Genomic DNA, 13,541 nt, shown 5'->3' with positions numbered 1-13,541 from the left:
TGACCACGGCGGGCCGCAGGTCGGCGTCGACGAGGACGACCCCCCAGGCGGCGTCCTCGAACAGCGCCTCGCTCAGCGCGATGGACCGCTCCAGGTCGATCTGCGCGTGCACCTCGCTGAACGCGCAGTACACCCCCGCCGGTTTCCCCTCGGGCCCGCGCACGGCGGCCGACTGGGTGCGTACGAGGATGCGCCCGCCGTCCTTGGTCACGAGCGCGAACTCGTGCACCTGGCGGCCCGGCGCGTGCATCGCCGACATCAGCCGGGCCTGCACCTCCTCGGCGTCGGCGCTGCGCACCGCCCACCCGGCGAACCCGTGCCGCCCGACGGCCTCGGCGGCCGTCCAGCCGAGGATCCGCTCGGCCTCGCGGTTCCAGTGCGTGACGACCCCGTCGGCGTCGAACGCGCACAACGCCGCGTCCATCCCGTCGAGCAGTGCGGCCAGCAGGTCCGAGCCCGGCTCGCCGGGTTCGTCCGGCCCCAGCTCGTCCGTGGCCCCACTCCGCCGCGAAGCACTCACCTGGACCCCCTGGAAACTGCCTGCGCGTCCGTACACACGGCGCCCGGTTCCCTCACCGGCCTTCATTCAACTGGAACGTGACCCAGCCCACACCCTGTTCCCGCAAGAAAAACCAGTTGAGTGCGTCCCGGGTGCTTCCTAGGCTGTCGGTACACGAGAAGGGAGGTGGTTCGGCAGATGTATGACAACCGGACGCGTGAGGTGGCTGCGGGCTAGCGGCCCGGCACCACGGCATGTGCGGTGCCGGACCAGCGCGTGAGAGATGCGCGCAGCCGGCCCAATCCCAAGCAGTCACCCGACCCGCGGGCTGCCGGTACGTCCGGCCGGCTCCTCCTGGAGGAACCCAGCCCGCGGGTCGTCTGCGTTTTCCGCGCTTTCCGTGTACGCCCCGGGCTCAGGGGCTGAGGCGCTCCACCGTCCAGGTGCCGTCCGGCCGGGCGGTGTACCGCAGCCGGTCGTGGAGGCGGTTGGCACGGCCCTGCCAGAACTCGATCGTCTCCGGGGTGATCCGGAAGCCGCCCCAGTGCGGGGGCACCGGGACCTGTTCGTCCTCCGGGTAGCGGGCCTCCAGTTCGGCGTAGGCCGCGTCGAGTTCCGAGCGGGAGGCGATCACCGTGGACTGGGCGCTGGCCCAGGCGCCCAGCTGGGAGCCGTGCGGGCGGGTGCGGAAGTAGGCGGCGGTCTCGTCCCGGCCGGTGCGGCGGGCGGTGCCGGTCACGATGACCTGGCGGGCCAGCGGGTGCCAGGGGAAGAGCAGCGAGACGTGCGGGTTCCCGGCGAGGTCGAGGGCCTTGCGCGAACCGTAGTTGGTGTAGAAGACGAAGCCCTCGGTGTCGTACTGCTTCAGCAGGACCGTGCGGGAGCTGGGGCGGCCGGCCGCGTCCACCGTGGAGACGACCATGGCGTTGGGCTCGTAGAGCGTGCCGTGCAGCGCGGCCCGGGCGGCGTCCTCGAACCAGCGGGCGAACTGGTCCATCGGATGGCCGGCGAGATCCTCCTCGGCGAGGCCGTCGGCCCGGTACTGCTTGCGCATGGCAGCGGGGTCGAGAACGGGGTCCGGAAGCGGGTCGCGATCGGTCACGCGGTCATCTTGCCGTATAGAACGGGTATGGCACTCGGTGTCGTGTGGTCTCCCCAACCGTGGCACCGGGCGTTATCGTGCTGCTCCCTTTGCGGTTGGGTTGACCATGGGTGACCGCCTGCGCGCCGGGGCATGACCGGGACGACCGCCGCCACACTTCACGAGGAGCCGCCTGATGTCCGATTTCGTACCCGGACTCGAAGGAGTCGTCGCGTTCGAGACGGAGATCGCCGAACCCGACAAGGAGGGCGGCGCCCTGCGCTACCGGGGCGTCGACATCGAGGACCTGGTCGGTCACGTCTCGTTCGGCAACGTGTGGGGGCTGCTGGTCGACGGCGCCTTCAATCCCGGTCTGCCGCCCGCCGAACCGTTCCCGATCCCGGTGCACTCCGGTGACATCCGGGTGGACGTGCAGTCGGCCCTCGCCATGCTCGCCCCCGTGTGGGGCCTGCGGCCGCTGCTCGACATCGACGAGCGCCAGGCCCGCGACGACCTGGCCCGCGCCGCGGTCATGGCCCTGTCCTACGTCGCCCAGTCCGCGCGCGGACAGGGCCTGCCGATGGTGCCGCAGCGGGAGATCGACAAGGCGAACTCGGTGGTGGAGCGGTTCATGATCCGCTGGCGCGGCGAGCCGGACCCCAAGCACGTCGCGGCCGTCGACGCCTACTGGACCTCGGCCGCCGAACACGGCATGAACGCCTCCACCTTCACCGCCCGGGTCATCGCCTCCACGGGCGCCGATGTCGCCGCCGCCCTGTCGGGCGCGGTGGGCGCGATGTCCGGCCCGCTGCACGGCGGCGCGCCCTCCCGGGTGCTCGGCATGATCGAGGAGATCGAGCGCACGGGCGACGCGCAGGCGTACGTCAAGGGCGCCCTGGACCGGGGCGAGCGGCTGATGGGCTTCGGGCACCGGGTGTACCGGGCCGAGGATCCGCGGGCCCGGGTGCTGCGGCGCACGGCGCGGGAGCTCGGGGCCCCGCGGTTCGAGGTGGCCGAGGCGCTGGAGAAGGCCGCGCTGGAGGAGCTGCACAACCGGCGCCCGGACCGGGTGCTGGCCACCAACGTGGAGTTCTGGGCGGCGATCGTGCTGGACTTCGCCGAGGTGCCGGCGCACATGTTCACCTCCATGTTCACGTGCGCCCGCACCGCGGGATGGTCCGCGCACATCCTCGAGCAGAAGCGCACGGGACGGCTGGTGCGGCCTTCCGCCCGGTATGTGGGACCGGGGCCGCGCAGCCCCCGGGACATCCGGGGCTACGGGGACATCACCGGCTGAGCCGGGGGCCGGCCGGCCCCCGGGGAGCCGGTCAGGCGGGCGTCAGCAGGTTCCCGTGGTGCCGCTCCGCCACCAGCGGGTGGGCCCTCAGCTTGCCCTTGAGTTCGTTGTAGCCGTACTCCGCGTACAGGGGGTTCGCCGGGTCGGTGGTGACGCCGGGGGCCTCGGCGGCGTGCGGGAAGGGCAGCGGGTCGATGCGCGCGTCCAGGCGGGGGTTGTAGAAGAACGGAACCGAGTAGCGCTCGGTGGCGCCGGGCGGGCTGACGACACGGTGGTTGGTGGCCAGCAGATAGCCGTTGGTCGCCACCTCCAGCAGCTCGCCGAGGTTGACGACGAAGGCGCCCTCGAGGGGCGGCACGTCGTGGAAGCGGCCGTCCTCGCGCTGGACCTGGAGGCCGCCGACGGTGTCCTGGAGCAGCAGGGTCAGGAAGCCGTAGTCCTTGTGGGCGCCCACGCCCTGGTCGGTGCCGTCGACGGCGCTGCCGGGGTAGCGGACCAGCTTGAGGTGCGGGTGGGCGTGCTCGCCGAAGACCGGGTCGTAGAAGCCGGCCGGGGCGCCGATGGCCGTCAGCAGTTCGCGCAGCAGCCGGTGGGCGACCCCGCTCAGCCTGTCGATCCAGGCGAGGGCGGCCGTGCGCAGCTCCGGCAGGGCGGCCGGCCACTGGTTGGGACCCTGGAGCCACCAGTACGGCGGCTCGTCCGGTCCCGGTACGCGGGCAGGGCGCTCGGCGCCGATGTCGAGCTGGTCGCGCCAGTCGCGGGAGCCGCCGGTGCGCTCGTCGCCGGTGCGGGTGTAGCCCCTGAAGTGCGGGGAGTTGACGTTGTCGAGGGCGAGCCGGTCGGCCTCGGGGAGAGCGAAGAAGGCGCGCATGGCGGTGAGCAGCGCGTCCGTCTCGGCCCGGGTCACACCGTGCCCGACGAGCTGGAAGAAGCCGACGTCGTGGGCGGCGCTGTGCAACTGGGCGTGGAGCAGGGCGCGGGCCTGGGGGCCTCGGTCGGCGGCCGACAGGTCGATGATCGGGAGCTGGTCGTACGACATCGCTGTATGCGTGGTCATGGTGCGTCCGCGGGTGTACGGGGCACGGCCGGCCGCCGAGGGGGTACGGGCGGCCCCCGGTGCCGGAAAAAAGGGAGAGAAAAGCGAGATACAGGGGGCTGTCAGGCGCGGATGTGCCGACAGCCCATGCTCGTGACGCGCACGTAGTCCACGTGGCGGCGGCGGACGAGCATCGGAAGCATGGGCCAAGGGTAACGCGCCGCGTGAGAAGTGCCGCCGTACGGTCTTCTCAGCCCAGCGCGCCGTCCAGCAGCGCCGCCCACTGGGCGACGACCCGTTCGCGGCGGGCGGTGTCGTCGGTGAGGAGGTTGGCCAGGCCCAGGCCGCGGGCCATGTCGAGCAGGCCCTGGACGGTCTCGCGGACGCCGGGGCGGGACTCGTCGGCGCCGAGGAGTTCGACGGCTATGCGGTGGGTCTCGCGGCCCACCCGGGCCTCCAGCTCGGTCACCCGCGGGCGCAGTTGCTCCTCGTCGGAGGCGGCGACCCACAGGTGCAGGGCGGCGCGGAAGAGCGGGCCGGTGTAGAGGTCGACGAGGGCCGCCACGACGGCCCGGCGGTCGGCGGGGCCGTCCGGGAACAGGGCGCGCAGCGCCAGCGAGCGCTCCTCGGAGACGTACTCGACGGCCGCGGTGAAGAGGTCTTCCCTCGTCGGGAAGTGGTGCTGGGTGGCGCCCCGGGAGACCCCGGCGCGTTCGGCGACGACGGCGACCGTGGAGCCCGCCCAGCCGCGCTCGGCGAGGCAGGCCACGGCGGCCTCCAGGAGCCGCTGCCGGGTGGCCCGGCTGCGGTCCTGCTTGGGCACGCGCTCGCGTTCGGTCGTCCTCACACCACCCATGCCGCATCACGTCTTTCCAGGAAGGCGGTCATCCCCTCCCGGGCCTGGCCGGAGGAGAACAGCCGGGCCGTCAGCGCGGTCAGCCCGTCCGCGTCCCGGTCGAATGTCTCCAGCACCCTAGCCGTGAGCAGCCGTTTCGTCTCGGCCAGGGCCTCCGGGGAGGCCCGGCGCAGGCCGTCCAGGACGGGGGCGAGGGCGTCGTCCACGTCGTCCGCCGCCGCCGTGAGCAGGCCCAGCCGTACGGCCTCGGCCGGGCCGAAGCGTTCGCCGGTGAGGTAGTAGCGGGCCAGGGCGCGGGGGTCGGCGCGCGGGAGCACCGGCAGGGAGATCACGGCGGGGGCGACGCCGATGCGCACCTCGGTGAAGGCGAAGGTGGCCGTGGCGGAGGCGGCGGTGATGTCACAGGCGGCGAGCAGTCCGAGGCCGCCGGCGCGGACATGCCCGGTGACCCGGGCGACCACCGGTTTGGGCAGCTCCACGATCCGCCGCAACAGGGCCACCAGGGCGTCCGGGGCGGGCGGGTCGCGCAGGTCGGCGCCGGCGCAGAACGTCGCGCCGGTGTGGGTGAGGACCACGGCCCGCACCCCGGGGTCCTCGCCGCAGTCGGCCAGGGCGTCGGCGAGGTCGGTGACGAGGGCCGCGGACAGCGCGTTGCGGGTGCCGGTGGCGTCGAGGCTGAGCGTCTCCACGGCACGCGCGCGGCTGCGGCCGATGGACGCGGTGGGGTCGGTCATGCGTGCTCCCTGAGCTGCCGGCGCAGGATCTTGCCGGAGGCGGCGCGGGGGACGGTGTCGGTGAAGGTGATCCGGCGGACGCGTTTGTAGGGGGCGACGCGTTCGGCGACGAACCGCAGGACCTCGTCCTCGGCCGGGCCGTCGGCGCCGGGGTGGCGGACGACGAAGGCGTGCGGGATCTCGTTGCCGTCCTCGTCACGGGCGCCGACCACGGCCGCGTCGGCGATGCCGGGGTGGGTGAGCAGCAGGGCCTCCAGTTCGGCCGGGGCCACCTGGTAGCCCTTGTACTTGATGAGTTCCTTCACCCGGTCCACGACGAACAGCCAGCCGTCCGCGTCCACGTGTCCGACGTCCCCGGTGTGCAGCCAGCCGTCGGGGTCGATCAGGGCGGCGGTGGCGTCGGGGCGGCCCAGGTAGCCCTTCATCACCTGGGGGCCGCGGATCAGGATCTCGCCGGGCTCGCCGGGGCCGAGGTCCCGGGCGGGGTCGTCCAGGGAGACGATCCGCATCTCGGTGCCGGCGACGAGCCGTCCGACCGTGCCGGCGGGGGCGTCGCGCAGCCGGTCCAGGGGGACGGCATGGGTGCCGGGCGACAGCTCCGTCATGCCGTACGCCTGGCCGATCGGGGGCAGGCCGAGCCGTTCGGAGCAGGCGCGGGCGAGCCGGGCGTCCAGCGGGGCGGCGGCGCTGATGACGTACTTCAGGCAGGAGAGGTCGTAGCGGCCGACCGCCGGGTGCTTGGCGAGGGCGAGGACGATCGGCGGGGCCACGTACAGGCCGGTGACGCGGTGCTTGTCGATGGCGGCGAGGAAGGTCTCCGGTTCGAAGCGGGGCAGGACGACGACGGTGGCGCCCTTGCGCAGCGGCCCGTTCATCAGCGCGGTGAGGCCGTAGATGTGGAAGAACGGCAGGACGGCGAGGACGCGGTCGCCGGGGCCGGCCGGGACGGCGGACTCCAGCTGGGCGAGGTTGGTGGCGATCTGCCGGTGGGTGAGCATCACGCCCTTGGGGGTGCCGGTGGTGCCGGAGGAGTACGGCAGCACGGCGATGTCCTCGGCCGGGTCGACGGCGACCCGGGGCTCGGGGGCGGTGGTGGCGAGCAGTTCGGTCAGCGAGCGGTGGCCGGGCGCGCTGTCGCACACCAGGATCTCCCGGATGCCGCCCGCGAGACCGGCGGCCCGGCGGGCGGTCTCCAGCAACGGGGAGACGGTGACGATCCAGCGGGCCGCGCTGTCGCGCAGCTGCCGGGCGAGCTCCTCGGCGGTGGCGAGCGGGTGCGCGGTGGTGACGGTGGCACCGGCGCGGGTGGCGGCGTAGAACGCGACCGGGAAGGCGAGGGAGTTGGGGCTGTGCAGGGCGAGGACGTCGCCCTTGCGCACGCCGGCGTCGGCGAGGGCGGCGGCCAGGCGCCGGTGGAACCGGTCCACCTGCTCGTACGTGAGGGTGGTGCCGTCCGTGCCGTCGACGAGGGCGGGCCGGTCGCCGAAGCCGGCGGCGTGGCCCAGGACGGCGTCGTGGATGGGGAGCTCTACGGGCGGAACGTCTGCGTACTCGCTGCGGAACACGGTTCCTCCTCGCGCGGGGCGGCTCAGTACGACTTGGGCAGGCCCAGGCTCTGGTGGGAGACGTAGTTGAGGATCATTTCCCGGCTCACCGGGGCGATGCGTGCCACGCGGGCGGCCGTGATCAGCGAGGCGAGCCCGAACTCCCGGGTGAGGCCGTTGCCGCCGAGGGTGTGCACGGCCTGGTCGACGGCCCGCACGCAGGCCTCACCGGCGGCGTACTTGGCCATGTTGGCGGCCTCGCCCGCGCCGATGTCGTCCCCCGAGTCGTAGAGGAAGGAGGCTTTCTGCATCATCAGCCGGGCCAGCTCCAGGTCGATGTGGGCCTGTGCCAGGGGGTGGGCGATGGCCTGGTGGGCGCCGATGGGTGCCTTCCAGACCGTGCGCTCGCGGGCGTACCCGACGGCCCGGGCTAGGGCGTAGCGGCCCATGCCGATCGCGAACGCGGCCGTCATGATCCGCTCGGGGTTCAGCCCGGCGAACAGTTGCAGCAGCCCGGCGTCCTCGTCGCCCACGAGCGCCTCCGCGGGCAGCCGGACGTCGTCCAGGGCCAGTTCGAACTGCTTCTCGGCCGCGTTGAGTTCCATGGCGATGGGGTGCTTGTGGAAGCCCTCGGCGTCCGTGGGGACGATGAACAGGCAGGGCTTGAGGGTGCCGGTGCGGGCGTCCTCGGTGCGGCCGACGACGAGGACGGCGTCGGCCATGTCGACACCGGAGATGAAGACCTTGCGGCCGGTGAGCAGCCAGTCGGTGCCGTCCCGGCGGGCCGTGGTGGTGATGCGGTGGCTGTTGGACCCGGCGTCGGGCTCGGTGATGCCGAAGGCCATGAGGCGGGTGCCGTCGGCGAGCCCGGGCAGCCAGCGCCGCTTCTGCTCCTCGGTGCCGAAGCGGGCGATCACCGTGCCGCAGATGGCGGGTGAGACGACGAGCATGAGCAGGGGGGAGCCGGCGGCGCCCAGCTCTTCGAGCACGATGGACAGTTCGGCTATGCCGCCGCCCCCTCCCCCGTACTCCTCGGGGAGGTTGACGCCGAGATAGCCGAGCTTGCCCGCGTCGGACCAGAGTTCGGCGGGGGGTTTGCCTTCGGCGACCGTGCGGGTGACGTAGTCGCGGCCGTAGCGCTTGCCGAGGGCGGCTACCGCGTTGCGCAGGGCCTTGTGCTCTTCGGACTCGATGACGGCGGTCATGGGGCTCCTAGGAAGGGATTTCCTGCACTACCGCGAGGACCGTGCCCGGCTCGACCTGCTGTCCGGGTCTGGCGTGCAGGGTGGTGAGGGTTCCGGCGGCCGGGGCCGAGATCAGGTGCTGCATCTTCATCGCCTCCACCCATATGAGTCCCTGGCCGGCCCGGACCGTTGCCCCTTCCGCCAGACCCTCGGCGATCCGGACGACCGTGCCCGGCATCGGGGCCACCAGGGAGCCGGGGGCGAGCCGGGCGACCGGGTCGGGGAAGCGGGGCAGGGCGGTGAGGCGGGTGGCGCCGACGTGGACCTGGTCGCCGTAGCGGGCGACGGTGAACTTCCGCCGTACGCCGTCGATGTCGAGGACGACCAGCCGGGCGTCGGCGTGCACGACGCGCACCCCGTCGGCGGCGAGGCCGTCCCGGGTGTGCCGGTAGCGGACCTCGTGCTCCTCGCCGCCCATCTCGTACCGCTTCACCTGCGGCTGCGAGGGGACGTTGCGCCAGCCGCCGAACCGGGAGCGGCCGTGGGCGTCGGCGAGGGCGGCGGCCAGGGGGGCGTACGGGTCGTGGGCGGGTGCGGTCAGCGCGCCGAGGTGGCGGTCGTAGAAGCCGGTGTCCATGCGGACCCCGGTGAACTCCTCGTGCCGCAGCGAGCGCACCAGCAGGTCCCGGTTGGTGACCGGGCCGTGGACCACCGCCGACTCCAGCGCGCCGGCCAGCCGGCGGATCGCCTCGGCCCGGGTGGGGGCGTGGGCGACGACCTTGGCGAGCATGGCGTCGTAGTGGACGCCGATGGTGTCGCCGTCGGTGTAGCCGGTGTCCAGGCGGACGCCGTCCGGTACGGCGAGCCGGTGCAGGGTGCCGGTCTGGGGGGCCCAGTCGCGCGCCGGGTCCTCGGCGTACAGGCGGGCCTCGACGGCGTGGCCGCGCGGGTGCGGGGGCTCGGTCCCCAGGGCGTGGCCCTCGGCGATCCGGATCTGCTCGGCGACCAGGTCCAGCCCGAACACGGCCTCCGTGACGGGGTGTTCCACCTGGAGGCGGGTGTTCATCTCCAGGAAGTGGGCGCGCCCGTCGGCGACCAGGAACTCCACCGTGCCGGCGCCGGTGTACGACACGGCGCGGGCGGCGCGTACGGCCAGCGCGCGCAGCTCCTCGGCGAGCCCCTGGGTGAGCCCGGGCGCCGGTGCCTCCTCGACGACCTTCTGGTGACGGCGCTGGAGGGAGCAGTCGCGGGTGCCGAGCGGCCAGACGGTGCCGTGGGTGTCGGCGAGGATCTGCACCTCCACGTGGCGGCCGCGCTCCAGGTACGGCTCCACGAACACCTCGCCGTCGCCGAAGGCGCTCGCGGCCTCGGCGCGCGCGCCCTCCAGGGCGGCCTTCAGCTCCTCCAGGCGGCGCACGATCCGCATCCCGCGCCCCCCGCCGCCCGCCGCCGCCTTCACCAGGACCGGCAGATCGGCCTCGGTCACCCCGTCCGGGTCCAGCGGGGCCAGGCCCATCAGCCGTTTGGCGCGGGTCTTGGACGCCATGGCCTCGATGGCCTTTGGCGGCGGGCCGATCCACACCAGCCCGGCGTCCCGCACGGCGCGGGCGAAGCCGGCGTTCTCGGAGAGGAAGCCGTAGCCGGGGTGCACGGCGTCGGCTCCGGCGGCCAGGGCCGCCTTCACCACCAGGTCGCCGCGCAGGTAGGTGTCGGCGGGCGCCGCGCCCGGCAGCCGTACCGCCGTGTCGGCCACGCGCGCGTGCAGCGCGTCCGCGTCGGCGTCGGAGTGCACGGCGACCGTTCGGATGCCCAGCTCACGGCAGGTGCGGAAGACCCGGCAGGCGATCTCGCCCCGGTTCGCGACGAGCACACTGGAAATCATGTGATCCCTCACATCCGGAAGACGCCGAAGCCGCCGCGCGCGCCCTCGCAGGGCGCGGTGTGCAGGGCGGACAGGCACAGGCCGAGGACGGTGCGGGTGTCGCGCGGGTCGATGACGCCGTCGTCGTACAGCCGCCCGGACAGGAACATCGGCAGCGACTCGGCCTCGATCTGCTGCTCCACCATCGCGCGCAGGGCCGCGTCCGCGTCCTCGTCGTACGGCTGCCCCTTGGCCGCCGCCGACTGCCGGGCGACGATGGACAGCACGCCCGCGAGCTGCTGCGGTCCCATGACGGCCGACTTGGCGCTGGGCCAGGCGAACAGGAACCGGGGGTCGTAGGCCCGGCCGCACATGCCGTAGTGCCCGGCGCCGTACGACGCCCCCATGAGCACCGACAGATGGGGCACCCGGCTGTTGCTCACCGCGTTGATCATCATCGAGCCGTGCTTGATGATGCCGCCCTGCTCGTACTCCTTGCCGACCATGTAGCCGGTGGTGTTGTGCAGGAACAGCAGCGGGACGTCGCGCTGGTTGGCGAGCTGGATGAACTGGGCGGCCTTCTGCGACTCGGCGCTGAACAGCACGCCCTGGGCGTTGGCCAGGATGCCGACCGGGTAGCCGTGCAGGGCCGCCCAGCCGGTGACCAGGCTCGTGCCGTACAGCGGCTTGAACTCGTCGAAGTCGGAGCCGTCCACGATCCGGGCGATCACCTCGCGCGGGTCGAACGGGATCTTGAGGTCGTCCGGGACGATGCCGAGCAGTTCCTCGGGGTCGTACTTCGGCGGTTCGGCCGGGCCGGGGTCGGGGTGGGCCTTGCGGTGGTTGAGGCGGGCCACCACGCGGCGCGCCTGGCGCAGCGCGTCCGGCTCGTCCAGCGCGAAGTAGTCGGCGAGGCCGGACACGCGCGCGTGCATCTCGGCACCGCCCAGCGACTCGTCGTCGCTCTCCTCACCGGTGGCCATCCGCACCAGCGGCGGCCCGCCGAGGAAGACCTTCGCCCGCTCCTTGACCATGACCACGTGGTCGGACATGCCGGGGATGTAGGCGCCGCCCGCGGTGGAGTTGCCGAAGACGACGGCGATGGTCGGGATGCCGGCGGCGGACAGCCGGGTGAGGTCGCGGAAGATCGCCCCACCGGGGATGAAGATCTCCTTCTGGGACGGCAGATCGGCGCCTCCCGACTCCACCAGGCTGATGCAGGGCAGCCGGTTGGCCAGGGCGATGTCGTTCGCGCGCAGTGCCTTGCGCAGGCTCCAGGGGTTGCTGGCGCCGCCGCGCACGGTCGGGTCGTTGGCGGTGATCAGGCACTCCACGCCCTCGACCACCCCGATCCCGGTGACCAGGGAGGCGCCCACGGGATACTCGCTGCCCCAGGCGGCCAGCGGGGACAGCTCCAGGAACGGGGTGTCGGGGTCGAGCAGCAGCTCGATCCGCTCCCGGGCGAGCAGCTTCCCGCGCCCGCGGTGCCGGGCGACGTACTTCTCGCCGCCGCCGGCGAGCGCCTTGGCGTGCTCGGCCTCCAGGCCGGCGAGCTTGGCGAGCATCGCCTCGCGGTGGGCTCGGTGATCGGGGGCGGTGGGGTCGACAGCGGTCGGCAGGACCGTCACAGCAGGGCCTCCGGGATGTCCAGGTGGCGGGAGCGCAGCCATTCGCCGAGGGCCTTGGCCTGCGGATCGAAGCGGGCCTGCGCGGCGACGCCGGCGCCGAGGATGCCCTCGACCACGAAGTTCACGGCGCGCAGGTTCGGGAGCAGGTGCCGGGTGACGGGCAGGTCCCGGCTCTCGGGGATCAGCCGCCGGAAGGTGTCGGCCGTCAGCGTGTGGGCGAGCCACCGCCAGGCGTCCTCGGACCGGGCCCACACCCCGACGTTGGCGTTCCCGCCCTTGTCCCCGCTGCGGGCACCGGCCACCAGGCCGAGGGGCGCCCGCCGGGTCGGTCCGGGCGGGAGGGGCTGTGGGAGGGACGGGTCCGGTACGGCGGCCAGAGGGCGCGTCTTTCGGGGCGGGGGTACGGGGACACGGCGGCCGTCGTGGAGGACGGCGACGTGGGAGACGGACACCTGGGCGGCGGACCCACGAGCGGTGGGTCCTTGGGCGGTGGGTCCTTGGCTGGTGTCCGCGTCGGGAGCGGACTCATGTGGGCCGGCCACATGAGCGGCGCCCACATGGGGCACGTACACATCCTCGAAGACCCCATAAGGCGCGCCCTTTCCGGGTGGGGCCAGCACATGGAAGCCGGGGTAGCTGGCCAGTGCCAGCTCCACCGCGGCCCCGCTCAGCGCGCGCCCCACGACCTGCTGGTCCGGGTCGCGTACGACGAGCCGCAGCAGCGCGCTGGCCGTCTCCTCGGTGTCCGCGTCGGCCCGGTCGGTGCGCACCAGGTCCCACCGCACCTCGCCGGGGGGCGACTTGGCGAGCGCGTCCGCGAACTGCTCGCGCACCAGCGCCGCCTTGGCCTCGATGTCGAGCCCGGTGAGGACGAACACGACCTCGTTGCGGAAGCCGCCGAGCCGGTTGAGCCCGACCTTGAGCGTGGGCGGCGGCGCCTCCCCGCGCACCCCCTCGATCCGCACCCGGTCCGGCCCCTGCCGGGCGAGCCGTACGGTGTCCAGCCGGGCCGTGACATCGGGTCCGGCGTACCGGGCTCCGCCGGTCTCGTACAGCAGCTGGGCGGTGACCGTGCCCACGTCCACGAAGCCGCCCGTGCCGGGGTGCTTGGTGATCACGCTGCTGCCGTCGGCGTGGATCTCGGCGAGCGGGAAGCCGGGCCGGCGTACGTCCCCCTCGCCGAAGAAGGCGTAGTTGCCGCCGGTCGCCTGGGTGCCGCACTCCAGGACGTGTCCGGCGACGACGGCTCCGGCGAGCCGGTCGTACTCGTCCGGGCGCCAGCCGAAGTGCGCGGCGGCCGGCCCGGTGACCAGCGCCGCGTCGGTCACCCGGCCGGTGACCACCACGTCGGCGCCGGCCCGCAGGCACTCGGCGATGCCGAAGCCCCCGAGGTAGGCGTGGGCGGCGAGGGTGCCGGGGTAGGCGGCGGTCAGGTCGTCGCCCTCGACGTGCGCGACCCGCACCGGGATGCCGAGCCGGTCCGCCAGCCGCCGTATCTCCCCGGCGAGCCCGGCGGGGTTGAGGCCGCCCGCGTTGGTGACGATCCGCACGCCGCGTTCGTGGGCGAGGCCCAGGCAGTCCTCCAGCCGGCGCGGGAAGGTGCGCGCGTATCCGGCGGACGGGTCCTTCAGCCGGTCCCGGGCCAGGATGAGCATGGTGAGTTCGGCGAGGTAGTCACCGGTGAGGACGTCGACCTCGCCGCCGGTGAGCATCTCGCGCAGGGCGTCGGAGCGGTCGCCGTAGAAGCCGGAGAAGTTCCCGATGCGCAGTGGTTTCACCGGCCGGCTCCCCGCGACGAGTGACCGGCGCCCCCGGCCGGGC

Annotated in this window: 11 protein-coding genes; 1 reads left to right on the top strand and 10 read right to left on the bottom strand. The window is 73.6% G+C overall.

Features of this window, described 5'->3' with window-relative positions:
• Both H5J33_RS09140 and pdxH read right to left on the bottom strand, forming a co-directional pair.
• On the bottom strand, window positions 1–520 hold a 520-nt coding region (locus H5J33_RS09140; protein WP_181794381.1), incomplete at its 3' end, for a PAS domain-containing protein.
• Window positions 521–914: 394 nt separating this feature from the next.
• On the bottom strand, window positions 915–1,601 hold the full coding sequence (gene pdxH / locus H5J33_RS09135; RefSeq protein WP_181794380.1) for a pyridoxamine 5'-phosphate oxidase: 687 nt from the start codon (window positions 1,599–1,601) through the stop codon (window positions 915–917).
• Window positions 1,602–1,776: 175 nt separating this feature from the next.
• Between pdxH and H5J33_RS09130 the strand changes: the two genes are divergently transcribed.
• A complete protein-coding gene (locus H5J33_RS09130; protein ID WP_181794379.1) occupies window positions 1,777–2,877 on the top strand; it encodes a citrate synthase 2 in 1,101 nt (366 codons plus the stop codon).
• 31 nt (window positions 2,878–2,908) lie between these two features.
• Here H5J33_RS09130 and H5J33_RS09125 read toward each other — a convergent pair whose 3' ends face one another.
• From H5J33_RS09125 to H5J33_RS09090, 8 genes are all read right to left on the bottom strand, one after another.
• Window positions 2,909–3,934: an isopenicillin N synthase family oxygenase gene (locus H5J33_RS09125; RefSeq protein WP_181794378.1), complete on the bottom strand. Its 1,026-nt coding sequence runs from the start codon at window positions 3,932–3,934 to the stop codon at window positions 2,909–2,911.
• Between the two features lie 229 nt (window positions 3,935–4,163).
• Window positions 4,164–4,769: a TetR/AcrR family transcriptional regulator gene (locus tag H5J33_RS09120; RefSeq protein WP_181794377.1), complete on the bottom strand. Its 606-nt coding sequence runs from the start codon at window positions 4,767–4,769 to the stop codon at window positions 4,164–4,166.
• Entirely contained in the window at window positions 4,757–5,503 is a 747-nt protein-coding gene (locus H5J33_RS09115; protein ID WP_181794376.1) for an enoyl-CoA hydratase family protein, read from the bottom strand. The genes H5J33_RS09120 and H5J33_RS09115 overlap by 13 nt, the downstream gene beginning before the upstream one ends.
• Window positions 5,500–7,068 (bottom strand): 4-coumarate--CoA ligase family protein, encoded by a 1,569-nt coding sequence (locus tag H5J33_RS09110; protein ID WP_181794375.1) that lies wholly within the window; start codon window positions 7,066–7,068, stop codon window positions 5,500–5,502. Before H5J33_RS09110 ends, H5J33_RS09115 begins: the two co-directional genes overlap by 4 nt.
• A 23-nt stretch (window positions 7,069–7,091) precedes the next feature.
• Complete coding sequence (locus H5J33_RS09105) at window positions 7,092–8,252, bottom strand: acyl-CoA dehydrogenase family protein (RefSeq protein WP_181794374.1); 1,161 nt, start codon at window positions 8,250–8,252, stop codon at window positions 7,092–7,094.
• Between the two features lie 7 nt (window positions 8,253–8,259).
• Complete coding sequence (locus H5J33_RS09100; RefSeq protein WP_181794373.1) at window positions 8,260–10,113, bottom strand: biotin carboxylase N-terminal domain-containing protein; 1,854 nt, start codon at window positions 10,111–10,113, stop codon at window positions 8,260–8,262.
• 8 nt (window positions 10,114–10,121) lie between these two features.
• Window positions 10,122–11,720 carry a carboxyl transferase domain-containing protein gene (locus H5J33_RS09095; protein ID WP_181794372.1) on the bottom strand — a complete coding sequence of 533 codons (1,599 nt, stop codon included), beginning with the start codon at window positions 11,718–11,720 and terminating at the stop codon, window positions 10,122–10,124.
• On the bottom strand, window positions 11,717–13,498 hold the full coding sequence (locus H5J33_RS09090; RefSeq protein ID WP_181794371.1) for an acyclic terpene utilization AtuA family protein: 1,782 nt from the start codon (window positions 13,496–13,498) through the stop codon (window positions 11,717–11,719). Before H5J33_RS09090 ends, H5J33_RS09095 begins: the two co-directional genes overlap by 4 nt.
• Window positions 13,499–13,541: the final 43 nt, after the last annotated feature.

Origin of the sequence: Streptomyces sp. WELS2 (assembly GCF_013870595.1) — a bacterium.
Classification (GTDB): Bacteria; Actinomycetota; Actinomycetes; order Streptomycetales; family Streptomycetaceae; genus Streptomyces.
Note: the sequence above shows the minus strand (reverse complement) of the source record. Positions and strands in the feature narration are given on the sequence as shown.

What these genes read in the sequence shown, in the direction of transcription:
- H5J33_RS09130 (WP_181794379.1), top strand. Translation starts at nt 1,777, where the DNA reads ATGTCCGATTTCGTACCCGGACTCGAAGGAGTCGTCGCGTTCGAGACG.
- H5J33_RS09125 (WP_181794378.1), bottom strand. Translation starts at nt 3,934, where the DNA reads ATGACCACGCATACAGCGATGTCGTACGACCAGCTCCCGATCATCGAC.
- H5J33_RS09120 (WP_181794377.1), bottom strand. Translation starts at nt 4,769, where the DNA reads ATGGGTGGTGTGAGGACGACCGAACGCGAGCGCGTGCCCAAGCAGGAC.
- H5J33_RS09115 (WP_181794376.1), bottom strand. Translation starts at nt 5,503, where the DNA reads ATGACCGACCCCACCGCGTCCATCGGCCGCAGCCGCGCGCGTGCCGTG.
- H5J33_RS09105 (WP_181794374.1), bottom strand. Translation starts at nt 8,252, where the DNA reads ATGACCGCCGTCATCGAGTCCGAAGAGCACAAGGCCCTGCGCAACGCG.
- H5J33_RS09100 (WP_181794373.1), bottom strand. Translation starts at nt 10,113, where the DNA reads ATGATTTCCAGTGTGCTCGTCGCGAACCGGGGCGAGATCGCCTGCCGG.